We start from the raw sequence: 26,799 nt of genomic DNA on the forward strand, positions 1-26,799 counted from the left end.
GCCAGCCTCTTCCGCGAAAGGCATCGTGTTGGCGTGACCACGGCTTCCCCTCCTTCCCGTCTTTCGAACGCAACGCTGGGCCGGATCGCGGCGGGCGTCGCGCGGCCGGACTACGATCGCGCCACCCTGCGGACCGGCATCGTGCATTTCGGTCCCGGCGCCTTCCATCGCGCCCACCAGGCCTTCCATGTCGACCGGCTGCTCAAGGCCGATCCGCGCTGGGGCATCTGCGACGTCGCCTTGCGTGGCACCAGCATCACCGACGCACTGACGGCGCAAGACGGCCTCTTCACCATCGCCGAGATGCGCAGCGCGCCGGCCTACCGCGTGGTCGGGTCGATCCGCGAAGCCTTCGCCGCCCGCAGCCAAGCCGAAGACGTGCTTGCGCGGCTGCGCGCCGAAACGGTGCAGGCCGTGACGATGACGGTGACCGAGAACGGCTATTGCCTCACCCGCAGCGGCGACCTCGACACCGGCCGCGCGGAGATCGCCCATGACCTTGCCGCGCCGCAGGCGCCCATGAGCCTGATCGGCTGGCTGGTGGAAGGCCTGGCACAACGGCGCCGCGCCGGCCTGCCGCCCTATGCGATGATCAGCTGCGACAATGTCGCCGACAATGGCGCGCGCCTGAAACGTGCCGTGGTGCAGTTCGCCCAGGCGCGCGATCCCGATCTGGCGCGCTGGATCGAGGGCGAGGCGCATGTCCCCTCGACCATGGTCGACAGCATCACGCCGGCGGGCGACGAGGCGCTCAAGGCGCGCGTCGCCGCCCGGCTGGGCGTGCTCGACCAGATCCCCGTCCAGCGCGAGCCCTATGTGCAATGGGTGATGGAAGACAGCCCCGGCATGCCGGGACCGGACTGGGCCGCCGCGGGCGTGACCGTCACGCGCGACGTCGCCGGCTACGAGCAGGCCAAGCTGCGCATCCTCAACGGGGCGCATTCGACCCTCGCCTATCTGGGCCTTTTGCGCGGCCGCAAGACCACGCGCGATGCGATGGCCGATGCGATGCTGGCGCGGTTCGCGCGGGCGCTGGTCGGCGAGGACATCGCGCCGTCGCTGACGCCACCGCCCGGCCTCGACCTGCCCGCCTATATCGACACGGTGCTGGAGCGCATCGCCAATCCCGCCATCACGCATCAGCTCAGCCAGATCGCCTGGGACGGCTCGCTCAAGCTGCCTTACCGGCTGTTTGGGCCCATCGAAGCGGCGCTGGAGGCGGGACGGCCGCTGGACCGGCTCGCGGTGCCCATCGCCGCCTGGATGCGCTTCGTGCGGGCGCGGGCGCGCGATGGCGGCGAGCTGATCGATCCGCTGCGCGGCCGGTTGCTGGAGCTTGGCGCGGCGACGACCGGCGAAGCGGCGAACGACACGATGCTGTTCCTGGGCCTGGACGGCGTTTTCCCGCGTGCGCTGGCGCATGCGGCGAGGTTCAGTCTCGCGGTGGCGCAGGCCTATGAGGCGATAGGCGATGCCGGCGCGCTGCCGGGCGATGGATGGTGACGCTCGCGATGAAATCGGTGCGATGCATCAAGGCCTCGCCCTGAAAGGGGGAGGATTGGGGTGCGCCTGACGGATGGGCTGGATACCCTTCCCCCTCCCCGCGTTACACTCCCGCAATGCCCAAATACGAAGACCTTCTGTGCCCCAGCCCCGCCGGGCTCTACTGCAAGGCGGGCGACTTCCATATCGATCCGGTGCGCCCCGTCGACCGCGCCCTCATCACCCATGGCCATGGCGACCACGCCCGCGCCGGGCACGGCAAGGTGCTCGCGACGCGCGAGACGCTGGCGATCATGGAAGCACGCTATGGCGAGGATTTCGCGGCGGCGACGCAAAGCCTCGCCTATGGCGAGCGGATCGAGATCAACGGCATAAGTATCAGCCTGGCGCCCGCCGGGCACGTCCTGGGTTCGGCCCAGGCGGTGGTGCGGGGCAAGGGCCTGACCATGGTGGTGAGCGGCGATTTCAAGCGCCGCCGCGATCCGACCTGCGCGCCGTTCGAGCCGGTGCCCTGCGACGTGTTCATCACCGAGGCGACGTTCGGCCTGCCGGTGTTCCGCCATCCGCCGGACACCGACGAGATCGCCAAGCTCCTGAAGTCGGTCGCGCAATTCCCCGAGCGCGCGCACCTGGTCGGCGCCTATGCGCTGGGCAAGGCGCAGCGGGTGATCTGCCTGCTGCGCGAGGCGGGCTACGACAAGACGATCTATGTGCATGGCGCGCTGGAGAAGCTGAACGCGCTGTATGAAAGCTTCGGCATCGAACTGGGGACGCTGGCGCCGGCGACCACGGGCAAGAAGCAGGATTTCGCGGGCGCCATCGTGATCGCGCCGCCGAGCGCGACGCAGGACCGCTGGTCGCGGCGCTTCCCCGATCCCGTCGTCTGCTTCGCCTCGGGCTGGATGCGGGTGCGCGCGCGGGCGCGGCAGGGCGGTGTCGAGCTGCCGCTGATCCTGTCGGACCATGCCGACTGGGACGAGCTCACCGCCACCGCCGCCGAGCTCAAGCCGGACGAGTTGTGGATCACCCATGGCGAGGAAGAGGCGCTGCTGCGCTGGGCCGAACTCAACGGCCAGAGGGCGCGGGCGCTGTCTCTGGTGGGTTACGATTCCAACGAGGGCGAGGCCTGATGCGCGCCTTCGCCCGCCTGCTCGACAGCCTCGCCTTCACGCCGTCGCGCAGCACCAAGCTGACCCTGGTGCGCGACTATCTGCGCGAGGCCGCCGATCCCGAGCGCGGCTGGGCGCTGGCGGCGCTGACCGGCGTCTTGAGCTTCGACGCCGCCAAGCCGGGCTTCATCCGCAAGGCGGTCGAGGCGCGGGTCGATCCGGCGCTCTTCGCGCTGTCCTATGATTTCGTCGGCGACCTGGCCGAGACCGTGGCGCTGATCTGGCCGGCGCGGCCCGGCGCCAACCGCGAGCCCGAACTGCCCGAGGTGGTCGACGCGCTGCGCAGCGCGTCGCGGGGCGAGGTGCAGCGGCTGCTCGAAGACTGGCTCGACGCGCTGGACGCGGACGGGCGCTGGGCGCTGCTCAAGCTGCTCACCGGCGGCTTGCGGGTCGGGGTCTCGGCGCGGCTGGCCAAACAGGCGCTGGCCGATCTGGGCGGGATCGACGTCGCGGAGATCGAGGAGGTCTGGCACAGCCAGCGCCCGCCCTACGAAGACCTCTTCGCCTGGCTGGAGAAGCGCAGCGACAAGCCTTCGCCCGACGCGCCGGCGCGCTTCCGCCCGGTGATGCTGGCGCAGGCGATCGACGAGGCGACCGATTTCGCGAAATACGATGCGAAGGACTACGCCGCCGAATGGAAATGGGACGGCATCCGCGTGCAGGCCGCCTCCGAGCGTGGCGAGAAGCGGCTCTATTCGCGCACCGGCGACGACATCGGCCACGCCTTTCCCGATGTGATGGCGGCGCTCAATTTCGAAGGCGTGATCGACGGCGAGCTTCTGGTGATGCAGGACGGCCGGGTCGACAGCTTCGGCGACCTGCAGCAGCGGCTGAACCGCAAGAACCCCGATCCCAAGACCATCGCCAAATTCCCGGCCGGCATCCGCGCCTACGACCTGCTGATGGACGGCGCCGAAGACATCCGCGCACTGTCCTTCGCGGAGCGCCGCAAGCGGCTGGAAGCATTCGTCGCGCGGCTGAAATCCTCGCGTATCGACCTGTCGCCGCTGCAGCCTTTCGAGTCGTGGCAGGATCTCGCGCGGCTGCGCGCGGAGCCGCCGGAGGGCGATCCGAGGATCGCCGAAGGGCTGATGCTCAAGCGCTGGGATTCGCTCTATGAGGCGGGACGGCCGAAAGGGCCGTGGTTCAAGTGGAAGCGCGATCCGCACCTGATCGACGCGGTCCTGATGTATGCCCAGCGCGGCCACGGCAAGCGCTCGAGCTTCTATTCCGACTACACCTTCGGGGTGTGGCGCGAGGATGCGAATGGCACCAGGGCGCTGACGCCGGTGGGCAAGGCCTATTTCGGCTTCACCGACGAGGAACTCAAGCAGATCGACAAGTTCGTGCGCGACAACACGGTGGAGCGCTTCGGCCCGGTGCGCAGCGTGCGGGCGGACAGGGATTTCGGCCTGGTGCTGGAGGTCGCGTTCGAGGGCCTGCAGCGCTCGACCCGGCACAAGAGCGGCGTCGCGATGCGGTTCCCGCGCATCAACCGGATCCGCTGGGACAAGCCGTCGCGCGAAGCGGATGAATTGGCTACGCTGGAGCGGATGCTGGCGTGAGTAAGGCGTTACCGAGATCGGTGTGCGTGGCTGCCCCCTCCACCGCCTTCGGCGGTCCCCCTCCCCCGTGAACGCGGGGGAGGATCATGATGGCCAAGCGTGCTCAGATGAGCTCCTCCACCGCGAAGCGGGGGAGGGGGACCATCGCGCAGCGATGGTGGAGGGGGCAGATGCGCGCACCGGTGTTGTCGATCAAGCGGGCTCGCAAGCTGCGGCGGAAGATGACGCTGCCGGAGATTCTTCTGTGGGACGAGATTCGCGGCCGAAAGCTTCGCGGCTTGCAGTTCCGCCATCAGCATCCGGAAGGGCCTTATGTGCTGGACTTCTACTGCGCGAAAGCGCGGTTGGCGGTGGAGGTCGACGGTGTGAGTCACGAAGGCCGCGTTGCCCATGACGAGCGGCGCGATGCGTGGCTCGCGGAGCAGGGCATTCGCGTACTGCGTATTCCGGCGGTAGATGTCTTGAAGAAAGACAATATGGAGAATGTGCTGGAAGGGATCGCACGCGTGGCTGCCCCCTCCACCGCCTTCGGCGGTCCCCCTCCCCCGCTTCGCGGTGGAGGAGCTTAAACGATGCCCAATTCTCTCTTCGCGAATTCCAGGGCGCTTTTGTAGTCGGCTTTGCCGTTGGGGGCTCTTAACGGGACGCCGGTGATCAGGACCCGCTTGGGAGTCTTGTAGCCCGCGAGGCGTTCGCGGACGTGCAGGCGGATGCCTTCTTCGTCGAAATCGCCGCTGGTCACCACCACGGCAGTCACCGCCTGACCCCATTTGTCGTCCGGCACGCCGACCACCAGCGCGTCCTCGACCGCCGGATGCAGCTTCAGCGTCTCCTCGACCTCCTCGGGATAGACCTTCTCGCCCGCGGTGTTGATGCAGACGCTGCCGCGGCCCAGCAGGGTCAGCGCACCGTCCGCTTCGACCACGCACCAGTCGCCCGGCATCGAATAGCGCACGCCGCCGATCGTCCTGAACGTCTCGGCCGTCTTCTTCGCGTCCTTGTAGTAGCCGAGCGGAATAGGCTGCGGCATCGCGATGATGCCGGGCGTTCCCGACCCCGGCACCACCGGGCGATCCTCCGCATCGAACACCTTGCAGCGGTCGCCGATCTGGAATTTCGCGGTCGCGACCTCGCCGGCCGCCGTCATCATCGAGGTCCCGAAGCCCACCGCCTCCGACGAGCCGAAACTGTCCACCATGATCGCCTGCGGCATGTGCGCGAGCAGGGCCTTCTTCACCTCGCGCGACCACATCACGCCCGAGGACACGATGTTCACGATGCTGGACATATCGTAGCGCCCCGGCTGTTCCTCCAGCGCCGCCAGCATGGGCTTGGCGAAGGCGTCGCCGACGATCACAACCGTCATCACCTTGTTCGCCTCCACCGCCGCCCACAGTTCGTGCGGATTCAGCGAAGGATGCGCCAGCGTGACGACGCAGCCGCCGCTCATCATGACGCTCATCGCCATCAGCAGGCCCGTGCCGTGCATCAGCGGGCAGGCCGGCAGCAACCGGCCGCCCGGACCGGCAAGCCGGATCGCCGCCACCACCTCATCGAGGTTCTCCGGCACCGGGCCCAGCTTGCGCAGCGCGATCAGCGAGGTCTCGCGCAGGTCGTCATGCGTCCAGATCACGCCCTTGGGCATGCCGGTGGTGCCGCCGGTGTAGATGAAGAACTCGTCCTGCGGCGACCGCGCGATCTTCAGCGGCGTGCCGTCGCCTTCGGCCGCGAGCGTCTCGAAATCCAGCGCGAAATCGGCGCGCTCGCCGCCGTCGCATATCTCGACGAAATTCCGCACCTTGCCGAGACGCGGCCGGATCTGGGCGATCACGTCGCGGAACTCCGCACCATAGACCACGGTCTGGGCGTCCGAATTGTCGAAGATGTAGAACACCTCGTCCGCCTTGTAGCGGTAATTGACGTTCACATGCGTCAGCCGCGCCTTGAAGCAGGCCGCCAGCGTCTCGCAATATTCCGGGCGGTTGCGCATGTAGAACGCGACCTTGTCGCGCGGTTTGGCGCCGCGCGCGATGAGCGCCCGGGCCAGGTTGTTGGTCCGTTTCGAGGTTTCGCCCCAGCCGATCCGCCGCGTGCCGTGCACGAAGGCCGGCGCGTCCGGCGGCAGCACGGTCTCGATCGCGTCCAGGATGTCGCCGAAATTCCACGGCATTGCGTATCTCCCTGCATGACGCTGCGGAAACCTGGTCCGCGCGCCGTTTGCAGCACTGTAGTGACTGCGCGGCAGGCCGACAACGCGATTGCGGCGCGCCGCGGATGTTCTCAGAATTGCCGACGGGTGCTTCACAGGCAGGACGACGGCATGAAGATCGATCTTTGGAATCCCGACAGCTTCGCCGCCGGCCATCCGCATGCGCAGTATGACTGGCTGCGCGCCAACGCGCCGCTGCACTTCCAGGCCGAGCCGAACGGCCCCGGCTATTGGGCGGTGACGCGCTGGCAGGACGTCTATGACGTCGACCGCGATTTCCAGGCCTTCTCGTCGGAGCCGACGATCATGATCCAGGACGCGCCGGACCAGGCGACGAGCTTCGGCGGCCACAAGATGATGCTGATGATGGATCCGCCGCAGCACACCGCGTTCCGCAAGCTGATCCGCCAGGAGTTCACCCAGCCTTCCGCCGCCGGCCGCACGCCGCGCCTGCAGGCGCTGGCGCGCCAGATCGTCGACGCGGTGATCGCGCGCGGCGAATGCGATTTCGTCTCCGAGGTCGCCGGCGAGATGCCGTCCTATGTCATTGCCGAGCTGATGGGGATGCCGCTGGACGACGGGCGCGAGCTCTACAAGCTCACCGAGGCGATCCACACCACCGCCGGCGGCACGCCGACGCAGGAGGGCGCGGTCGCGGTGTTCAAGATGTTCGAGTACGGCCGCAAGCTGATCGACGAAAAGCGGGCGCGCCCGAAGGACGATCTCGCCACCAAGCTGCTGCAGGCGGAGGTCGACGGCAGGAAGCTGGACGACATCGAATTCCTGCTGTTCTTCCTGCTGCTGATCGACGCCGGCGGCGACACGACGCGCAACCTCTTGTCGGCCGGCATGCTGGCACTGCTGGAGAATCCCGATCAGCACGCATGGCTGATGGAGGACCTGCCCGGCCGCCTGCCTTCGGCGCGCGAGGAGCTGCTGCGCTGGACGAGCCCGGTGATCTATATGCGGCGGCGCGCGACGCGCGACGTCGCGCTTGCCGGACAGGACATCAAGGCGGGCGACAAGGTCGTGATGTATTTCGGCGCCGCCAACCGCGATCCGGCGAAATTCGCGGCGCCGCACAAGCTCGACCTGTCGCGCACGCCCAACGCGCACATCGCCTTCGGCACCGGGCCGCATGGCTGCCTGGGCCAGCACATCGCGCGGATCGAGATCGACGCGATGCTGGTCGAGGTCCTGACGCGGATGAAGGATTTCCGGTTGAAGGCGCCGCCGAAATGGCTGCCGTCGAACTTCATCTCCGGGCCGCAGGCGATGCCCGTGGCGTTTGCGGCTGCGAAACGGATGGGCTAGCGCGTGCACTTTGTCGTCCCGGCCAAGCGATGCGTGCGCATCGCGCAGAGCCGGGACCTATCGCGCATCACGCTCATTGGGTCCCGGATCGGACGCTGCGCATCCGTCCGGGATGACAGGTAAGTTTATTGGCGCTTAGACTGTCGCATGATCTCTCTCCACTACATCGCGTTCCCCTCGCTCCACGCCGAACCCCTCACCATCGCCGCGCGTTTGCGCGTGCCGCAGGACGGGCGCGCTCAGCATCCGGCCGTCATCCTGCTGCATGGCTCGGCGGGGCCGTCCGGACGCGAGGGCGGCTATGCGGACGCGCTCAACGCCGCCGGCTGCGTGACGCTGGAGCCCGACCTGTGGGCGGCGCGGCATTTCAAAGGCGGCGCCGAGGGGCGGCCGCGGCCCGCCGATGCGCTGGCCGACCTCTATGGCGCGCGGGCCTTTCTCACGGCCCATCCGGCTGTGGATCCGGCACGGATCGGCGTGGCGGGATTTTCGTTCGGCGGTGTCGTCTGCATGTTCGCGGCGACGCGGGCGCGAAACGACGCCTTCCTGCCCGGCGGGCATTTCGCGGCGTTCCTGCCGGTCTATCCCGCGACCTGGGCCTATAACCGGGTGCCGGGGTTCGAATTCGGCGAGCTGGTCGATGCGCCCATGCTGCTGATCACCGGCGCGCGCGATCAATACGACAACGACCCGGACATCTCGGCCAAGCTGGTGGCGGGGCTGGCGCCGGCCGACCGCGCGCGGATCGCGCTCGAAGTCCTGCCGGACAGCCATCACGGCTTCGACATGCCGGGCGCCGACCTGGAGGTGAACGACCCGTTCGGCAATCAGGGCAAGGGCGGCACGGTGATCATGCGCTATAATCCCGAGACGGCGCGGCAGGCGCATCGGCTTGCCGTGGATTTCTTTGCATCGACACTCGGGGATATCGCGACATGAAGCTGGTGACTTTCGAAGCGGACGGCAGCGAGCGGACCGGTCTCGTCAGCGGCGACGGCATCGTCGAACTGACCGACCTGGCGCCCGGCATGATCGCGCTGATCGCGCAATGGCCGGCGCTGAAGGACAAGGTGGCGCGCCGCGCGGCCGAGGAGCCGCCGCATTACGCGCTCAAGGACGTCCATCTGCTAGCCCCGGTGCCGCGGCCGCAGAAGGTGATGGCGATCGGCCTCAACTATGCCGACCATATCGCGGAAAGCGGCGCCGAGACGCCGCAGAAGCAGATCTGGTTCGGCAAGCTCGGCAATGCGATCAACGGGCCTTACGATCCGATCCAGGTTCCGAAAGCCTCGACGGCCATCGACTGGGAAGCCGAACTGGTGTTCGTGATCGGCAAGCGCTGCCGCCACGTGCCGAAGGAGAGGGCGCATGAGGTGATCTTCGGCTATGCCTGCGGCAACGACGTCTCGGTGCGCGACTGGCAGTTCCACACCGCGCAATGGCTGGTGGGCAAGTCGTTCGACACCCATGCGCCCATCGGCCCGTGGATCGTCACCGCGGACGAGATCGGCGATCCGCACACCCTGGGCATACGCTGCCTGGTGAACGGGCAGATCAAGCAGAACTCCAACACCAAGAACCTGGTGTTCAACTGCTTCGACCAGATCGCCTATCTGAGCCAGGCGATGACGCTGGAGCCGGGCGACATGGTGTTCACCGGCACGCCGGGCGGCGTCGGCCAGTCGATGAAGCCGCCGCAATTCCTCAAGGCCGGCGACACGGTGCGGATCGAGATCGACCGGATCGGCGCGCTGGAGGCGAAGATGGTGGCGGAGGGATAGGGCTTCGAAGCGTCCCGGGCGGGAGCATCATTCGCGGCTGGGCAATTTCGGTCCGTCGTCGGGAATGTTCAGGAAGCCGAGCGCCATGCGCGACAGCGAATCGACCAGCACCTCGTCCTCGATGGCCGGGCCGTCATTGAGCATGCGATGGACCAGCGTGCCGTCGACCGAGCGCAGCGCGAAGACGCAATCCTGGACGAAGCTTTCGCCGCCGCCCTGGCCCCGCGCCGCGAGGAACGCCGCCAACAGCTCGCCCTGGCGCTGCGTCCCGGCCCGCATGCGCGGCCAGTAATCGGCGCCGGCGCCCGCCAGCGAGCGCTGGAACAGGGCCCGGAAGAAGCCGTGATTGCGCTTCATGATATGCGCGGTATTGCCGATCAGCGTGCGCAGGACGGCGGAGGTCGGCCGGCCGTCCCATTCCGGCATGGCGAAGAAACGCGCCGCGCTGTCGAAATTGCGCTCCGTGAAGCGGGCATGCAGCGCCTTGAAGAAAGCCTCCTTGTCGCGGAACCGGCGATAGAAGCTGCCGACGGAGCAGCCCGCGGCCTGGGCGATGTCGCTCACATGCGCCGCGTCATAGCCGACCCTGGCGAAGACGCGCTCGCCCGCCGCCAGCAGCCGGTCGCGGGCGTCGCGGCTGCGGGCCTGATTGACCGGCAATACGCCGTCGAGGTGATCGAGCGAGTCCAAGGAGACTTCCGGCTCCGGTGGTCGGCCGACCATATTCCCCAAAATGCCGCTCCGCGCCAGAGCGTCAGCTTCCGCTGCCGGAACCCGCCGCGACGACGTTGTCGTCGGAATTGCGGTCGATCCACTCATTGTACGGATCGATGCCCGCGAATTTCGGCGGCGCCGCCGTCACCAAGTGCAGGACCTGCCGGCCGGACACGATCGCGACGGGCGCCAGCGAGAGGATCTTGCCCTTGCCGAAATCGGCCGCCGACGGGCTTGCGGTGAACAGGCCGACCGGAACCGCCTCATTCATCGGCGCTTCCGTCTCCTTGCCCTTGCCGTCGGCGTAGTATTTGTGCGCCGTGACGGTCAGCGTCACGTCGTAGCGGCCGTCGTGCCGCCGCGCCCACACCGCGCTGTCGGCGTGCAGGTCGTAGAGCGTGATGCGGTCGAACAGGTCGCCGATCAGCGCATCGTATTTCGGGCCGGCTTCCTCGCGCAGGATCTTGAGGAAGTCCAGCGTCGTGGGGTAAGGCGCGGGCTTGAAGGCGAATTTCGCCAGCATGCGCCGCAGCGCGCGGTCGACGACCGCCTCGCCCACGGTCTCCTTCAGGCGGTACATGATCACCGCGCCCTTGCGGTAGTGGATGTAGCCCTGGTTCTCGACCCGGTCGAGCGGAAGCTCCTCGATCTCCTCGCTGCCGCGGCTGCGCAGATAGTTGTCGAGCTCCTCCTTCAGGAACTTGCGGACGTGCTCGGGACCGTAGAGGTGCTCCATGACGAGCATCGCCGAGTACTGCGCGAAGGTCTCGATCAGCATCGTGCTGCCCTGCATGTTCGCGGCGCTCAGCTGATGGCCCCACCATTGATGGCCGAGCTCATGCGCCGTCACGAAGGTGACGAGATCGATCTTGTCGGTGTCGGACCGGATCGCCCGGTCGTCCTGGATGAAGCCCAGATTCTCGGAATAGGGAATCGTATTGGCGAAGGACTGCGCGAAATCGGCATAGCCCGGGAATTCCATGATGCGCGCCTGGCGGAACTGGTAGGGACCGAACGCCTTCGTATAGACGTCCATCGATGCCTTCATCGAATTGAGCATCCGGCCGATCTCGTAGGGATGATGCGGGTCGTAGTAGACGGTCAGGTCGACGTCGTGCCATTTCGCCGTCTTGTGCACATAGGCGGCGGACTGCACCGAGAAGAAGAACTGGATCGGCGCTTCGCTCTTGAAGCGCACCGTGCGGCGGCCGTCGGCCACGGTTTCCGACACGCGATAGCCCGGCGCGATCGGCGTCTGGTCGGCGACGGTCGAGACCGCGATGTCCGTATTCACCCAGTCGGCATCGGTGAAGAAACCCACCGAGGGCCCGGACTTGTCGCCCAGCTTGGGCGGCCGCAGCTGCGCCGGCTTCAGATGATAGCGGCGCCGCTTGACCGGATCGGTGAGGAGCATGTTCTCGTCCATGCCCAGCGCCGGTGCGATCTCGGTGTTGTCGACGAAGGTGCCGTTGTCGACGATGCGCGTGAGGTTGCCGCGGTTCCGGAAGCCCTTCTGGGCCCAGACGGTCGTGAAGCCCACGGTGCGGCTCTCCCCCGGCTGCATCGGCTTGTCGAAGGCGTAGATCACGTAGTTGAAGCGGCCGAAATCCCGCTTCACGCGGCCACCCTCGACGTCGAGCGCCTCCATCTTGAGGTCGCGCCGCCAGCGCACATGGATCTCGGTCAGCGGCTTGCCGGTCTTGTTCTGCACGACATAGTGGCCCGTGGTGACGATGCGCGGATCGTGCGGATAGATCGCGACGGTCAGCGCGACGTCGGTGACGCGCGGCGTCGGCAGGGTGTGGAATCTGTAGAGCGCGTTCTCGTAGTCGGCGAGATACTGGTCGTCGCCCTCGCTCGTGCGGTATTCGTTGAGAATGTTGGTGTTGTAGAAGATATAGGCACCGCTCCCCGCCCAGGCGAGGACGCCGAGCGCCAGCAGAGCACCGGCGGCGCCGGCCAGGCGGCGCGGCAGCCGCCGGAGGCGCGGCCGCAGCCGCGTCTCGGTGCCCCGCCGCCACAGGCCGTAGGCCAGCACCGCGAGGATGAGTGCGAAGGCGCTCCAATAGGCCTGGAACCAGCCGCGGCCGATCCAGAACTTGCCCTGGCCGTTCATGTCGGAGAGCGGCACGCCGATCGTGGTGCCGTAGAGATACAGGTGATGCTCGAAGCCGATATTGCCGAAGGTGATCAGGACGATCTGCAGCAGCACCATCACGCCCCAGCCGGCATATTTGTTCGGCGAGAGGGTCTGCACGAAGATCGCGAGCACCGCGAGCTCGACCGCCTCGATCGCGTTGGGGACCACGTACCAGACCAGGTAGTGCGACCATTCGAAGTTGAAGTAGCCCTTGGAGGCCTGCACGGCGACCCCCGCGAGGACCGAGATCGCGATCATCGCCGTCAGCACCAGGACGATGGCGACGATCTTCGGAATCGCGAAGGCCCAGTCGGGCACCGGCGCGGCCTCGAACACCTCATGGGTGCGGCGGTCGCGCTCGCGCCAGACGAGCTCGCCGGCGTAGTAGATCGCGACGATCATCGGGATGATCGAGAAGGCGCCGTTGAGCGTCTGGATCATCAGGTTGGTGACGGGCAGGACCGTGAAGTCCGCGCGCTCGGTCGCGAAGACGAGGCCGCCCAGCGAATTGAGCAGGCCGAGCGCCAGCAGCACGAAGAAGGCCGGGCTCCTGAACACCTGCGCCATCTCGAAGCGGGTCCATTTCCAGCCCATGACGGCCAGGCTCGCGGCGTCGAAATGCGGCGCCGGCAGCGGGCCGACATGCGCCCGGACGACGACGGCCTCTTTCTTCTCCGCCTTGCCGGCCTTGGCGCCGCGGGTCTCGAAGCGATAGCTGGCATAGGCGACGGCGAGCAGGAGCACGGAGAGCCCCAGCCATATCGCCCGGTTGTAGAGCATGAGGCCCGCCAGCGGCGGCAGCATCGCGTTGCGGTCGGAGGTCGTCCAGTACTTCGTCAGCTCCTGGACCGCCCCGACGCCGAACGGCTCCAGCAAGCCGACGATGTGATCGTATTGCGGCTTCTGGAACAGCGCCGTCAGCACGAAATAGAGAACCAGGAATCCGATCACGCCGACATAGGTCGCCATCATCGAGCGCGTGGCCGTCGCCAGCGCGAAGAACGCCGCGCCCAGGACGAACAGGGTCGGCAGCATCACGACGAAGTAGGCGTAGAGATAGTCCTGCGGGCGAAACGGCCCGATCTTCATCGGATCGAGCCAGGGCATGAGCGAGCCGACGAAGATGCCGAGCGGCAGCGCCAGCGCGAGCACGGCGCCGGCCGCGAAAGCGCCGGCGAAACGGCCGAAGAGATAGTCGAACTTGGTGATGCGGGTGGAGCGGACGATCGGGCCGTAGCCGGTCTCGTCGTCGCGCACCACGATGTTCGCGACGAACGCGGTCAGCGCGAAGATGAAGAACACGCACATGATCCCCAGTTCCGTGAGGATCGCGAACGGGGCGTTCCGGTAGACCGCGCCGACCGAACCGATCTGGATCTGCTGGATGGTGGTGGCGCCGAAGGTGAGCAGGAAGAAGACGATGCCCGAAACCCAGAAGACGGGCGAGCGCATCTGATAGCGGAGTTCGAAGCCGGCGATCTTGGCGAACATCGATTACGCCGCCTTGCGGGCGTTGATCAGCGTCGAGAAATAGACGTCTTCGAGACCGGCCTCGACCGCGGCGAAGCCGTCGCCCGGATCGCTGTCGGACACGATGTGCACGACGGTCCGGCCGCCCACCAGCCGGGTCGAGATCACGGCATATCGCGCCCGCGCGGCGTCGAGCGCGTCCTTGTCGATCGTCTTCTTCCAGACGCGCCCCTTGAGCGCGCGGGTCAGGTCCTCTGGCGCGCCGGCGCCGACGATCCGGCCGTCGGCGATGATCGCCATGCGCGGACACAGATCGGAGACGTCGTCGACGATATGGGTCGACAGGATCACGACGATCTGCTCGCCGACCTCCGACAGGAGATTGAGGAAGCGGTTGCGCTCCTCCGGATCGAGACCGGCGGTCGGCTCGTCCACGATCAGCAGCGAAGGCCGGCCGATCAGCGCCTGGGCGATGCCGAAACGCTGGCGCATGCCGCCCGAGAAGCCCGCGACCGGCTTCTTGCGCACCGACCAGAGATTGACCTGGTTGAGCAGCGCCTCCACGGTCTCGCGCCGCTCGCGGGCGCCGGTGACGCCTTTGAGCACGGCCATGTGATCGAGCATGTCGAGCGCCGAGACGCGGGGATAGACCCCGAAATCCTGCGGCAGGTAGCCGAGGACGCGGCGCAGCTTCTCCGGCTCGCGGATCACGTCGATGTCGCCGAACCGGATCTCGCCGCTGGTGGGCGTCTGCAGCGTCGCGATGCAGCGCATCAGCGTCGACTTGCCCGCGCCGTTGGGCCCGAGCAAACCGAACATCCCGGCCGGGATCTCGAGGCTGACGGAATTGAGGGCGCGCACGCCTCTTGGATAGACGTGGACCAGGTCGCGGATGGACAGCATGAGAACCCCTCGTTTGGCGAAAGATAGGCTTGTGTGGGCGCCGTTCAATAGCGGGCCGACGGCCGCGCCACCGGCCCGGCATGGGTCAGCGCGACATGCGTCAAAACCTGCTCGTCATGGTTCATGCGCCAGGAGAGCAGCTTCTGCGCATATTCGAGCACGGTCGCCAAATAGTCCGGATCGCGGGCGCGATCGACGAACTCGCCGGGATCCTTCTCCAGGTCGAACAGCAGCGGCGGCAGCTTGGTGAAATGCACATATTTGAAGCGTTCGTCCCGGATCACGTTGAGCGTGCACTGGTGCAGCGTGAGGGATAGCGCGCGCTCGGCGCTGTCGTCGGTGGGATCGCGGAAATCGAACTCCCAATGCGCCTCCGTCCGCCAGTTCGGCGGCGCGCCCTGGCCCTCGATGAAGGGCCGCAGCGAAAGCCCGTCGCATTGCAGCGGAATCTCCGCGCCGATCGCATCCAGCAGGGTCGGCATGACGTCGACGTTCTCGGTGAAGCGCGTCACGACGCCGCCGCGCCCCGCATCGGCCGACCGGCGCGGATCGCGCACGATCAGCGGGATCCGGTAGGACGCGTCGAAGTAGCCGCATTTTCCAAGCAGCCAGTGATCGCCCATCTGCTCGCCATGGTCGGAGGTGAAGATGATGAGCGTATCGTCCCAGCGGCCGCTTTCCTTCAGAAAGGCGAAGACGCGGCCGAGCGCGGCATCCACTTCGCTCATCAAGCCGTAATAGACCGCCTTCATCCGGCACAGCTTCTTCTCGTCGGCACCGGCGCGGAACTGGCGGCGCGTCAGCTGATGCGCGAGCCAGGGATGCTGCGCCGCTTCGTCGTCCGGCGTTGCGAGGCGGGAGAAGCCGGGCATGGCCGCCGGATCGTACAGCGCGTTGTAAGGCGCCGGCGCGACGAAGGGCGGATGCGGCCGCAAGATCGAGAGATGCGCGACGAACGGGCCCTTGGCGCCGCGGATATAGTCCATGCAGCGGTCGGCGAGGAAGTTGGGCTCGTCCATTTCCGGCGGATAAAGCAGGGGTTTGGGCACCGCCGCGCCGTCCTCATAGTCCGGCCCGTCGCCGCGCAGGCCGTAGGCGCCTGAGATCGGTTCGGGCACCGGATAGCCCTGGGCCTTGAGCCAGTCGGTCCAGGGATACGGCGTCTCGCCCATCATCACGAGCGGGCGGATGCCGGGCAGCGGGCCTTCATAAGTGCGCAGCCAGGGATCGTCCTGCGCCAATTCGCGCGGGTCCATGCTGGTGTCGGTATAGCCGAACAGGACGGGGTCATAGCCGATCGCCGCGGCCTGTTTGGCCCAGTTGGTATGCCGCGCCTCGAGCGGGGTGCCGTTGATGCCCGAGCGGTGGTTCTGCAGATACATGCCGGTGTGCAGTGAGGTGCGGGAGGGGCCGCAAGGCACCGCATTGGCGAAGTGGCGCGCGAACAGCACCCCGTCCCGCGCCAGCGCATCGAGATGCGGCGTCCGCACGACCGGATGGTCCAGGGCCGACAGGCATTCGCCCCGCCATTGGTCGGCCGTGATGAACAGCACATTCAAAGGCCTGGGCATGCGCGTTCCGGACAAAATCGCCGGCAGGAGATTGCCTTGGACGCCGGTCGGGGCAAAGCCCCGGCAACCAGGGCGGACGACACGAAATCGGGAGGTGATTCGGGAGGGAGAACATCCCCCAGCCCTGCCCGAGGAGGAGCGCCGGCTGGGGGATTCTGCCGCCGGAGGGTCCCCTGGGTAAGGCGCCGTTCCGACGGGTAAAACGCTTGTTGCGACGCATCAAATGATGGAACGCAGCCGCAAACAATTTAATTCACCAGTCAATGAATAAATCCGGGCGGCTGAGCCGTCAACGAAATTCATCGAACGATGAGCAATATGGACGCGTCGGGATGCCGCAAGCGGCAGGCAACAAAAAAGGGCGCCGTCGCCGGCGCCCTTTTCCGCGAGTTCAAGCCCGAAACCTACCAGCTCGCGCCCACCGAGACGCCCACGACGCGCGGGTCCTCCGTGAAGACGTTGGTGAACAGGGCCGAGGTCGGGTCCGTCAGGTATTCGCCCGTCGGGTTGTGCTTGTCGAAGACATTGGTCGCGAACACCTTCGCGTACCACGCGCTGTCCGGCGCATTGAGCTGGATCTGCGCGTTCATCGTGTCCCAGGCGCCGATATAGTCGGAGCCGGGATCGTTGTTCACGCGCGCTTCCATGCTCGACTGCCAGTAGTAGTCGACGCGCGGGACCAGGGTGTATTCGTTGATGTGGAACGTGTACTGCCCGCCGATGCCGACCTGGCCGTTCGGGATCTGCGGCAGGCGGTTGCCCTTCACATTGGTCGCGATGCCGTTGCCGTCGATGATGCCCGTCGCGGCGCCGGTCTTGCTGTTGACCGCCGTCGAGTAGGAGTAACCGGCCGCGGCGAGCAGGGGCTGCAACGCGGCGTTGCAGACGCCGTAGTTGACCAGCGGAACGCCGTAGGGCGCGTCGATGGCGGCGTTGCCGCCATTGGGCAGGTAGAAGTTGTTGACATGCGCCCCGGGGGTGTTGGCGGGCGCCGCGCTGGAATCGCCCGGCGTATGGCCGATCGTCTGCGCCATGGTCGGAACGATCACGCAGAGCGAGCCGTTGGTGATGTCCTTGACCAGGATGGAGTTGGCCTGGCCGGCGGTCGGGTTGCGCTGGTCGATGAGGTAGGCCGTGCCGGCTTGCGACTGCGTCAGGCTGAGCGTCAGGTTGAACGACAGATCGTCCTGCGGCTGCCACACGAGCTCGCCTTCCAGGCCGTAGAGATGGGCCGGGATGTTGAGCTCGAGCGCCTGGCGGTTCGAGATGATGCCGACCTGGTAGTTCTCGTAATTGTAGTACCAGACGTCGAGGTTGGCCTGCAGGCTGCCGTCGAGCAGCGTGTTCTTGGTGCCCAGCTCCGCCGCGTCGACCGTGGCGGGCTGATAGACCAGCGGCGCGGCCGGCGTGGCCGCCGTGTTGGTCTTGTTGATGCCGCCGGCCAGCTCGCCGCGCGACAGCGTCAGGTAGACGAGGGACTGGTCGGTCCAGGACAGGTGCGGCATCCAGTTGAGCGTGACGCGGCCGGTCCATTTGTCGGTCACGCTGTTCGCCTGGCCGGTGACGTCGGTGGGCAGCCGGAACACGCCCGGGTAGCCGACGCAAGGCAGGGTCGCGGGCTCGGTCTGGACCTGGCTCGGGCCGCAGCTCGGCGTTCCCACCGGATAGAAGCCGTTGGTGAGCAGCAGGCCGCCGCCGACGGACGAGTTCGGACCGCCGATGTACAGGGGCTGGTTCTGGATCGGCGTGGTCAGCGTGCTCGTGCGGTCGTCGTTGTAGCGCGCGCCGGCGATCAGCTTGAGCGTGTCGGTGATGTCATAGGTGCCTTCCAGGAAGACCGACCGCGACTGCACCGCGCCGCGGCGGGTCTCGCTGTCGAAGGTCGGGTTCGCCGCCATCAGCGCGGCGTTGCCGAAATTGCCGCCGGTGAAGGCGCCGAGCGCGATCGACTCCCAGTCGAGGCCGTCGGACGCGACCCAGTACTGGTTGCGGCCGTCATAGGACATCCAGAACGCGCCGGCCGAGAAGTTCAGCGGGCCGTCGAAGCTGGTCTGCACGCGAAGCTCGCCGGTCCATTCGCGCGACGAGCCCTGGTCCTCGTCATAGGCCATGAAATAGGGCGTGTTGGCGAGCACGCCATGCGCTTGGTCGATGCTGCCCGCATAGGACCCGAACTTGCCGTTGTAATAGGTGTTCGAGATCGGCAGCGTGCCGGCGGGCGCGAAGTAGGGATTGTAGATGCCGGTGGCGTTCGTGCCGTTGACGAGGCCCGGCGCGCCGTTGCCATTGCCGAACAGGACGCCGAAGCCGGCGACCGCGGGCCCGATCAGGCTGCTGATGTTCTCGGGTGTCGAGTCGTTGTAGTTCTGCTGGGTGAACTGATAGGTGCTCGCATAGCCGACATCGAGGGTCGACTTCAGCCAGGGCGCGATCGTCTGCGCCCAGTTCAGCATATAGGTTTCGTTGTTGGCCTTGTATTTCGGGTTGAAGGCCGTGTTGGCATGCAGCAGGTCGGAGGACACCTGGCCGTGGGCGCCCGAGCCGATGCCATCCACCAGCGCCGGGTTCATCGCGTAAGTGTTCGCCGGATAGGGCGGCGGCAGCGCGGTCGGCGACGAGAAGGGGTTCGGGAACACGGCGGTGCCGAGGAAGACGCGGCCGGCCGGGCCGGCCGGATCGCCCGGACCGCCATTGCCGGCGAGCTGGAACAGGCCCAGCGAATTGCCGAGCGCCTGGGCTTGCTGGAAATTCGTGACGCCCGCGGAGAGGTTCAGCAGCGCCGTGATGCCCTGCTTGGAGCCGAGCGTCGCGCCGAGGGTCGAGAGCACGTTGAGCGGATCGGTGCCGAGCTGATCGGGCAAGCAGCCCAGCACGCCCGAGGGATCGCGATGGCATTCCTGCTTGTCGCCGCGGACGCGGTTGTCGTTCTCGTAGCCGAGCTCGGCGACGAAATCGACCGTCGTGTCGGAGCTGGGCTCCCAGCGGACCGAGGCGCGGCCCGAAGCCGTGCCCTGGCCGTTGACGCTCTTGTCGGCCGGGCCGCCCTGGATCAGCGCCGGGCCGCTGTAGTCGTTCTTCTCATAACCGTCATGGAAGACGCCGAGCGCGGCGAAGCGGACGCCGAGCTCGCCGTCGATGAGCGGGACGTTGACCATCAGCTCCGGCTTCATCGTGTTGTAGGTGCCGTAGTCGAAGGAGGCGCGGGCCTGGAACTCGTCGAGGTTCGGCTTGGAGGTGATGATGTTCACCGCGCCGCCGGTCGCCGCGCGGCCGTAAGCCGTGGACTGCGGGCCGCGCGCGACTTCGACGCGATCGACGTCGAAATACTGGCCGGTCACGAGCGACGGGGCTTCGAGGTAGATGTCGTTCTCGTTCTGCGCGATGGCGGCGCCGAGACCGAACTGGGTGGTGATGCCGCGGATCTGGAACTGCGCGCCGCCGAAGTTCGACTTCGTATAGGTCACGCTCGGCACGTGGAATTGCAGATCGCGGAAGCTGTTGACCTGCTTGGATTTGAGGTCGGCGCCGCTCAGCGCGGTGACGGCGACCGGCACGGTCTGGATGTCTTCAGCCTTGCGCTCGGTGGTCACGACCACGGTTTCGATCTGCGCCAGAGCCGGCGCGGTGAACGCGGTGGTGACGAGCAAAGCGGTGGCGAGCTTCATTGAGCTGGTCTTGATGGACACGAATCGGACTCCCCTGCGGATCGCATAAATCGCGACGCTTATTCATTGATCGGTGAGTGATGACCGGGGGGAATTTTGTTGTCAAAGAGAATTCATCGGGCGTTGAATATTGTCGGAGCGGTGTGGCCGTGGAGTCACGAAGCAGCCGCGATGTTGCACTGCGTCAAAGATTTGCGCGCAGTTCTCGCTGCACTGCACCCGACTTTTTGTCAGAAATTAAGAACCGTTGAACACCACAAACGCTTTGGCGAAAAGGCGTTTGATGTAAGCTTTGTGAAAATCACAACAAGGTAATCGTTCCTTTGGGGGGAAACGATTATGCAGGGAGTAACCGCCCCCGTTCCGGGGCGTAGAGTTCAAGACCGCGTGGCGCGTAAAGGCCGCCGCCCGTTCCGCCGTGTGTCCGAGGACAAAACCTCGAAACGCACACAGCGGAGTCTTGCCACGAGCGAGCGCATCCTCGACGCGGCCGAAGAGCTCTTTGCCCGGCACGGCATCTATGGCGTGACGATGCGCGAGATCGCCGAACTGGCCAATGTCGATACCGCCCTGCTGCACTACTATTTCGAATGCAAGCGCGGGATTTTCGACGCGGTCTTCGCCCGGCGCTGCGACGTGCTGAACTCCGAGCGCATGCGGGAGATGGACCGCTATGAAGCCGAGGTCGGTGGACATATGACGGTGGAGGGCATCATCGGCGCCTATCTGCGCCCGATGTTCAGCCTGAACCGGCAGGGCGGACAAGGCTGGCGGAATTTCTGCGCCTTCGTGACCCATCTCGACAGCACCGAGCTGGCCGAGATCTTCGCCCAGAAATACAATCCCGTGCTGAAGCGGTTCATCGTCCTGCTGAAACGCGCGCTCCCCGAGGCCGACGAAGCGGACCTGTTCTGGAGCTACCACCTGTTCTCCGGTTCGCTGATGATCGTGAACGCGGCCAATGCTTCGATCGACAGCTTGTCGGACGGCTTGTGCCAGCCGGGGGATTTCGAGGCCATCGAGCCGCGCCTGGTGAGATACAGCGCCGAAGGCTTCCGCGCCGTCTGCCTCGCCAGGACCGCGTTCCGCAAAGCCGCGCAGCCCGCGGAATAATCCAGCTATAACAACGGGCAGATGCCGGCCCTTGACTCGGCATCCGGTATTTTTCAATACTAGAACAAAGAGCGAACATCATGGATGGCATAACCTCGCGGCTGGCCGGACCCCGGCATCTTCTGGCTCCGATCCCGGGCGAAAGCCGGGCGCGGAACCTGGTGCCGCTTGGCCATGCGGCCGCGGACCGCGCGCTCCAGGGCGGATTGCTGCGCGGCGCGCTGCATGAGGTCTTTGCCGCCAACGACGGTGCGGGATTCGGCTTTGCCGCAGCCCTTGCGCAGCGCGCGGCGGGACCCAAGCGGCTGCTCTGGGTGGTGCAGGATTATTCCGCGCTGGAGCATGGCCAGGTTTCGGCCACGGGGCTGAAGGCCTTCGGGATCGATCCGCCATCCGTGCTGCTGCTGCGCGCCGCCGACGCGACCGATGCGCTGCGGGCCGGAGCCGATGCCCTTACCTGTGCGGCGCTGGGTGCGGTGATCGTGGAGATTCCGGGCAATCCGAAGATCCTCGACCTCGTCGCCTCGCGGCGGCTCGTGCTGGGCGCCCAGGCCAGGGGCGTGACCGCGATCCTGCTGCGCGGCGCGGCCGAGATCGAACCCAGCGCCGCGCAGACCCGCTGGCGCGTGCGCGCGGCGTGCTCGGCCGCGGGCGATGACTGGGGCATGCCGTGCTTCGATGCCGAACTGATGCGCAACCGGCAGGGCGAGACCGGCCGCTGGACGATGGAGTGGTGTTGTGACGATGGCGCTTTCCGGGACCTCGAGCAGCAAGCGGCGCATCCTGGCGCTGTGGTTTCCGCGGCTTCCGACCGACCGGCTGCGCCGCCGCTCCGAAGGCTCCGCCACACCGGATGAAACGCCGCTCGTCGTTTCGATCCGGAGCGCCAATACGCGCCTCCTGTATGCGGTGGATGCCGCCGCCGCCTCGCTGGGATTGCATCCCGGCATGGCGCTCGCGAGCGCCCGCGCCATGGTGCGCGCGCTCACCGTCGTCGAGGCGGATCTTCCCGGGGACGGCAAACTCCTTTCCCGGATCGCCGATTGGTGCGACCGCTTCACGCCTTTCATTTCCATCGACGGACACAGCGGCCTGCTGCTGGACGTCACGGGCGCGACGCATCTCTTCGCGGGCGAAGAGACCATGCTGCGCGAGGTTCGCGGCAGATTGAGCCGCCAGGGCTTTTGCGTGCATGCCGCCCTGGCCGGCACGGCGGCGGCGGCGCGCGCCCTGGCCCGTTATGCCGACGGCGCCATCGCGGCGTCCGGCGAGGAGGCGAAGGCCACCGCCCTGTTGCCCGTGGCGGCGCTCGATCTCGACGCGCGCGACGGCCATGCCCTGCGGCGCGCCGGCCTCAAGACCATCGCGCAGGTCGCAGGCCGCTCCCGCGCCGAGCTCACCGCGCGCTTCGGCAAGGAGATGGTGGCCAAGCTCGACCGCGCGCTCGGCCTCGGCGAACAGCCGATCTCGCCGCGCCGCATCCTGCCCGACTACATGGCGGAACGCCGCTTCGCCGATCCGGTGACGGCGCAGGATTTCATCGCGGAGACGATCCTCGGCCTGGCGCATTCTCTTTGCGCCGTGCTGGCGGAGCGCGGCCAGGGCGCGCGCCGGCTCGAGGCCAGCTTCTTCCGGAGCGACGGCATCGTGCGGCGCGTCCCGCTCGAGACCGCCCGGCCGCTGCGCGATGCGAAGACCATCGCGAACCTGTTCCGCACGCGCCTGGACGCGCTCTACGACCCGCTCGATCCCGGCTTCGGCTTCGATCTCGTGCGGCTTGCCGTGCCGCATGCCGAGCGCCTCATGCCCGAAAGCGTCGGTCTCGAGGCCCGCCCCGACGACGACAAGGAGGTCGCGTTCCTGATCGACCGGCTGGCGGCGCGCTTCGGCGCGCACCGTGTGCTGGTCTTCCAGCCGCAGGCTACGCATATCCCGGAAGCCGAGGGCGTCGCCGTGCCGGCGCAGCACGCACCCGACACCGCGCTCGCCTTCGAGCCGCGGCTGGAGGGCGATGCGCCGGGCCGCCCCTTGCGCCTGTTCGAGAAGCCCGAACCCATCGACGTGATGGCGCAGGTGCCCGATGGGCCGCCCCTGCGCTTCCGCTGGCGCCGCATGCTGCACGCGGTGGCGCATGCCGAAGGGCCCGAGCGCATCGCGATGGAATGGTGGCGCAACCCGTCGCCGCGGCCGACCCGCGACTATTTCCGCGTCGAGGACGATGCCGGGCGCCGCTTCTGGCTTTATCGCGACGGCCTCTACGGCCGGGAGCCGTTCCAGCCGCGCTGGTATGTCCACGGGCTCTTCGCATGACAGCGGACAAGCCCGTGCGCGACAAGCGCGCGCCCAAGCCGGCGCCGGAGACGCCGCTCGACGTGCTGAAGGATCAGCCGCCTTACGCCGAGATCGCGGTGACCTCGAACTTCTCCTTCCTGCGGGGCGCCTCGCGGCCCGAGGAGCTGGCGCTCACCGCCTATGGCTATGCTTACGAAGCCGTCGGCATCGCGGACCGCAACACGCTGGCCGGCGTGGTGCGCGCCTATGCGGCGTTCGGCGATCCGCGCCTCGAGGGCAGGAAACCCCGGCTGTTGATCGGGGCGCGGCTGGTCTTTGCCGACGGCACGCCGGATGTGCTGGCCTATCCCACCGACCGCGCCGCCTATGGCCGGCTCTGCCAGCTCCTGTCTGCCGGCAAGCTGCGCGTGCCGCAGGGCGCGAAGCGCGCCACCAAGGGCGAATGCACGCTCTTCCTGTCCGACCTGGCCGAGCGGCACGAGCCGGAGGATCGGCACGCAAGACATGAAGGCCTGCTGTTCGCCGTGATGCCGCCGGCGCGCGGTACGCTCGCCAAGGTGGAGGCGGCGCTCGAAACCCTGCGCCGTCTCGCGCCCGGCCGGGTCTGGCTGGCGGCCTCGATGCTCCATCGCGGCGACGACCGGCGGCGCCTGCGCCGCCTCGGCCTTCTTGCGGGCGAGACCCGCGTGCCGCTGCTGGCGGTGAACGACGTGCTCTACCACGCGGCGGAGCGGCGCGAATTGCAGGACGTCGTCTCCTGCATCCGCGAACGTGTCACCATCGACAAGGCAGGCAAGCGCCTGGAAGCCAATGCCGAGCGCCACATGAAGACCCCGCTCGAGATGACGCGGCTGTTCCGCGACTGCCCCGAGGCGATCGCAGAGACCGTGCGGTTCGCCGGGCGCATCGCGTTCCGGCTGAGCGACCTCCAATACAACTATCCGCACGAGCCGGTGCCGCCGGGCAAGACCGCCATCGGCCATCTGCGCGACCTGACATGGGAAGGCGCGGCCCGGCGCTATCCGGACGGCGTGCCGGAGAAGGTGTGCGCGACGCTGGAGAAGGAGCTGGCGGTCATCGCGGAGCGGAAATACGCCCATTACTTCCTCACCGTGCGCGACCTCGTCGCCTATGCCAACGAGAAGCATATCCTCTGCCAGGGGCGCGGCTCGGCCGCCAATTCGGCGGTGTGCTATGCCATCGGCATCACCGCGGTCGATCCCACCCAGATCGATCTGCTGTTCGAGCGCTTCATCTCCGTCGAGCGCGACGAGCCGCCCGACATCGACGTCGATTTCGAGCATGAGCGGCGCGAAGAGGTGATCCAGCACGTCTACAAACGCTATGGCCATCACCGTGCGGCACTGACCGCCACCGTCATCCATTACCGCCCGCGCAGCGCCATCCGCGAGGTCGGCAAGGTGTTCGGCCTCAGCGAGGACATCACCGGCGCGATGGCCGGCAGCGTGTGGGGCAGCTGGGGCGAGGCGCTGAAGGAAAGCCAGGTGCGCCAGGGCAAGCTCGATCCGCAGAACGCGGCGATCTTCCAGGCCGTCAAATTCGCCAACCAGATCATGGGATTTCCCCGTCATCTGTCGCAGCATGTCGGGGGCTTCGTGCTGACCGACGACGCGCTGAACACGCTGGTGCCGATCGGCCCGGCGGCGATGGACGACCGCTACTTCATCGAATGGGACAAGGACGACCTCGACACGCTGCGCCTGATGAAGGTCGACGTGCTGGCGCTCGGCATGCTGACCTGCATCCGCAAGGCCTTCGACCTGTTCGACCTCCATGAGAAACAGAAGGGCCGCTTCACCCTCGCCAATGTGCCGCGCGAACAGCCCGAAGTCTACGACATGCTGTGCAAGGCGGACGCCATCGGCGTGTTCCAGGTCGAGAGCCGGGCGCAGATGAACATGCTGCCGCGCCTGCGCCCGCGCAAATTCTACGACCTCGTCGTGGAGGTCGCGATCGTGCGGCCGGGGCCGATCCAGGGCGGCATGGTGCATCCCTATCTGAAGCGCCGCAAAGGCATCGAGGATGTGGAGTATCCCGCGCCGCATCCCGATCACGGCCCGCCCGACGAACTCTACCAGGTGTTGAAGGAGACGATGGGCGTGCCCCTGTTCCAGGAACAGGCGATGCGGCTCGCCATCGTCGCGGCGAAGTTCACGCCGGACGAATCCAACGGCCTGCGCCGCGCCATGGCGACGTTCCGCAATCTCGGCACCATCGACACGTTCAAGCACAAATTCATCGGCGGGATGACGCATCGCGGCTACACCCGGGACTTCGCCGAGCGCTGCTTCGCGCAGATCGAGGGTTTCGGCTCCTATGGCTTTCCCGAAAGCCACGCCGCGAGCTTCGCGCATCTCGTCTATGTGTCGTCCTGGATCAAGTGCCACCATCCGGCGGTGTTCGCCTGCGCCCTTTTGAACGCCCAGCCGATGGGCTTCTATGCGCCGGCCGAGATCGTGCGCGATGCGCGCGAGCATGGCGTCGAGGTCCTGCCGCCCGATGCCAATTTCAGCGACTGGGACAACACGCTGGAGCGCAATTCCTGCGGCGTGCTGGCGCTGCGCCTGGGCTATCGCCAGATCGACGGCTTCCGGGAGGCGTGGGCGCGCGGGATCGTGGAGGGCCGCGGCTATGGCTATCCCGGCTTCGCCGAATTCGTGCGGCGCAGCGAACTGCCCAAGAAGGCGCTGATGGTGCTGGCGGAAGCGGACGGGCTGGGCACCTTCGGGATGGACCGGCGTGAAGGCCTGTGGGCGGTGCGCCGCCTCGCCGATCATCACACCCTGCCGCTGTTCGCGGCGCAGCGCATGAAGGAATTGCCGGAGGAGGACATCGCCCCCCTGCCCGCCATGCCGCTCAGCGAGCATGTCCTGGCCGACTACCAGACGCTGCGCCTGTCGCTCAAAGGCTACCCGATGCAGTTCCTCCGCGCACAGTTCGACGCCGAAGGCGTGAAGAGCTGCGCTGCGGTCGCAGCGGCCGGGGACGGCAAGCCTGCGCGATGCGCCGGCGTGGTGCTGGTGCGGCAGATGCCGGGCGATGCCGGGGTGGTGTTCATCACCCTGAGCGACGAGACCGGGATCACCAATGTCGTCGTATGGCCGCGGGTCTTCGAGACCTTCCGGCGCGAGATCATGGGGGCGCGGCTGCTGCTGATCGAAGGCAAGGTGCAGAGCGCCGACAATGTCGTGCACCTGGTGGCGGAGCGGATCTTCGACCGCAGCGCGGAGCTGAACCGGCTGTCGGAAGATTCCCCGCCCCCCTTCCAGGGACGGCTGGAGGACCTCGCCTATCAGCACCCGGACTCGCGCACCCCGCGCCATCCGCGCAATGTCCGCGTGCTGCCAAAATCCCGGGATTTCCATTAGG

17 protein-coding genes are annotated in these 26,799 nt (G+C 67.1%); 11 read left to right on the plus strand and 6 right to left on the minus strand.

What is annotated here, in order from left to right:
* Window positions 1–33 precede the first annotated feature (33 nt).
* From WDM91_14665 to WDM91_14680, 4 genes are all read left to right on the plus strand, one after another.
* The gene (locus tag WDM91_14665) at window positions 34–1,503 is read left to right on the plus strand and encodes a mannitol dehydrogenase family protein (GenBank protein ID MEI9995836.1); all 1,470 of its coding nucleotides are present in this window, start codon (window positions 34–36) and stop codon (window positions 1,501–1,503) included.
* Between the two features lie 116 nt (window positions 1,504–1,619).
* Window positions 1,620–2,633 carry a ligase-associated DNA damage response exonuclease gene (locus tag WDM91_14670; GenBank protein MEI9995837.1) on the plus strand — a complete coding sequence of 338 codons (1,014 nt, stop codon included), beginning with the start codon at window positions 1,620–1,622 and terminating at the stop codon, window positions 2,631–2,633.
* The gene (locus WDM91_14675) at window positions 2,633–4,237 is read left to right on the plus strand and encodes a cisplatin damage response ATP-dependent DNA ligase (GenBank protein MEI9995838.1); all 1,605 of its coding nucleotides are present in this window, start codon (window positions 2,633–2,635) and stop codon (window positions 4,235–4,237) included. The genes WDM91_14670 and WDM91_14675 overlap by 1 nt, the downstream gene beginning before the upstream one ends.
* 170 nt (window positions 4,238–4,407) lie before the next feature.
* A complete protein-coding gene (locus tag WDM91_14680) occupies window positions 4,408–4,806 on the plus strand; it encodes a DUF559 domain-containing protein (protein MEI9995839.1) in 399 nt (132 codons plus the stop codon).
* On the opposite strand, the gene WDM91_14685 is transcribed toward WDM91_14680, so the two are convergent.
* Window positions 4,803–6,407 carry an acyl-CoA synthetase gene (locus WDM91_14685; GenBank protein ID MEI9995840.1) on the minus strand — a complete coding sequence of 535 codons (1,605 nt, stop codon included), beginning with the start codon at window positions 6,405–6,407 and terminating at the stop codon, window positions 4,803–4,805. The two genes, WDM91_14680 and WDM91_14685, sit on opposite strands and share 4 nt — an antisense overlap.
* A 150-nt stretch (window positions 6,408–6,557) precedes the next feature.
* Here WDM91_14685 and WDM91_14690 point away from each other — a divergent pair, with 150 nt between their 5' ends.
* From WDM91_14690 to WDM91_14700, 3 genes are all read left to right on the plus strand, one after another.
* Window positions 6,558–7,760, plus strand: coding sequence for a cytochrome P450 (locus tag WDM91_14690; GenBank protein ID MEI9995841.1), 1,203 nt, complete (start codon window positions 6,558–6,560; stop codon window positions 7,758–7,760).
* 147 nt (window positions 7,761–7,907) lie between these two features.
* Window positions 7,908–8,699, plus strand: coding sequence for a dienelactone hydrolase family protein (locus tag WDM91_14695; GenBank protein ID MEI9995842.1), 792 nt, complete (start codon window positions 7,908–7,910; stop codon window positions 8,697–8,699).
* Window positions 8,696–9,541, plus strand: a complete 846-nt coding sequence (locus tag WDM91_14700; GenBank protein ID MEI9995843.1) for a fumarylacetoacetate hydrolase family protein — start codon at window positions 8,696–8,698, stop codon at window positions 9,539–9,541. The genes WDM91_14695 and WDM91_14700 overlap by 4 nt, the downstream gene beginning before the upstream one ends.
* 27 nt (window positions 9,542–9,568) lie before the next feature.
* On the opposite strand, the gene WDM91_14705 is transcribed toward WDM91_14700, so the two are convergent.
* The 5 genes from WDM91_14705 to WDM91_14725 all read right to left on the minus strand — a co-directional run bounded on the left by WDM91_14705 (window position 9,569) and on the right by WDM91_14725 (window position 20,025).
* Window positions 9,569–10,231, minus strand: coding sequence for a TetR/AcrR family transcriptional regulator (locus WDM91_14705; GenBank protein MEI9995844.1), 663 nt, complete (start codon window positions 10,229–10,231; stop codon window positions 9,569–9,571).
* Window positions 10,232–10,295: 64 nt separating this feature from the next.
* Window positions 10,296–13,886: a M1 family aminopeptidase gene (locus WDM91_14710; protein MEI9995845.1), complete on the minus strand. Its 3,591-nt coding sequence runs from the start codon at window positions 13,884–13,886 to the stop codon at window positions 10,296–10,298.
* Window positions 13,887–13,889: 3 nt separating this feature from the next.
* A complete protein-coding gene (locus tag WDM91_14715; GenBank protein MEI9995846.1) occupies window positions 13,890–14,768 on the minus strand; it encodes an ABC transporter ATP-binding protein in 879 nt (292 codons plus the stop codon).
* A 44-nt stretch (window positions 14,769–14,812) separates the two neighbouring features.
* On the minus strand, window positions 14,813–16,339 hold the full coding sequence (locus WDM91_14720; protein MEI9995847.1) for an alkaline phosphatase family protein: 1,527 nt from the start codon (window positions 16,337–16,339) through the stop codon (window positions 14,813–14,815).
* Between the two features lie 404 nt (window positions 16,340–16,743).
* Complete coding sequence (locus WDM91_14725; GenBank protein ID MEI9995848.1) at window positions 16,744–20,025, minus strand: TonB-dependent receptor; 3,282 nt, start codon at window positions 20,023–20,025, stop codon at window positions 16,744–16,746.
* Window positions 20,026–20,424: 399 nt separating this feature from the next.
* Here WDM91_14725 and WDM91_14730 point away from each other — a divergent pair, with 399 nt between their 5' ends.
* From WDM91_14730 to WDM91_14745, 4 genes are all read left to right on the plus strand, one after another.
* On the plus strand, window positions 20,425–21,117 hold the full coding sequence (locus tag WDM91_14730) for a TetR/AcrR family transcriptional regulator (GenBank protein MEI9995849.1): 693 nt from the start codon (window positions 20,425–20,427) through the stop codon (window positions 21,115–21,117).
* An 80-nt stretch (window positions 21,118–21,197) separates the two neighbouring features.
* Complete coding sequence (locus WDM91_14735) at window positions 21,198–21,974, plus strand: hypothetical protein (protein MEI9995850.1); 777 nt, start codon at window positions 21,198–21,200, stop codon at window positions 21,972–21,974.
* Window positions 21,862–23,427 (plus strand): hypothetical protein, encoded by a 1,566-nt coding sequence (locus tag WDM91_14740; GenBank protein MEI9995851.1) that lies wholly within the window; start codon window positions 21,862–21,864, stop codon window positions 23,425–23,427. Before WDM91_14735 ends, WDM91_14740 begins: the two co-directional genes overlap by 113 nt.
* Window positions 23,424–26,798 (plus strand): error-prone DNA polymerase, encoded by a 3,375-nt coding sequence (locus WDM91_14745; GenBank protein ID MEI9995852.1) that lies wholly within the window; start codon window positions 23,424–23,426, stop codon window positions 26,796–26,798. Before WDM91_14740 ends, WDM91_14745 begins: the two co-directional genes overlap by 4 nt.
* Window position 26,799: the final 1 nt, after the last annotated feature.

This window comes from Rhizomicrobium sp. (genome assembly GCA_037200385.1).
GTDB lineage: Bacteria > Pseudomonadota > Alphaproteobacteria > Micropepsales > Micropepsaceae > Rhizomicrobium.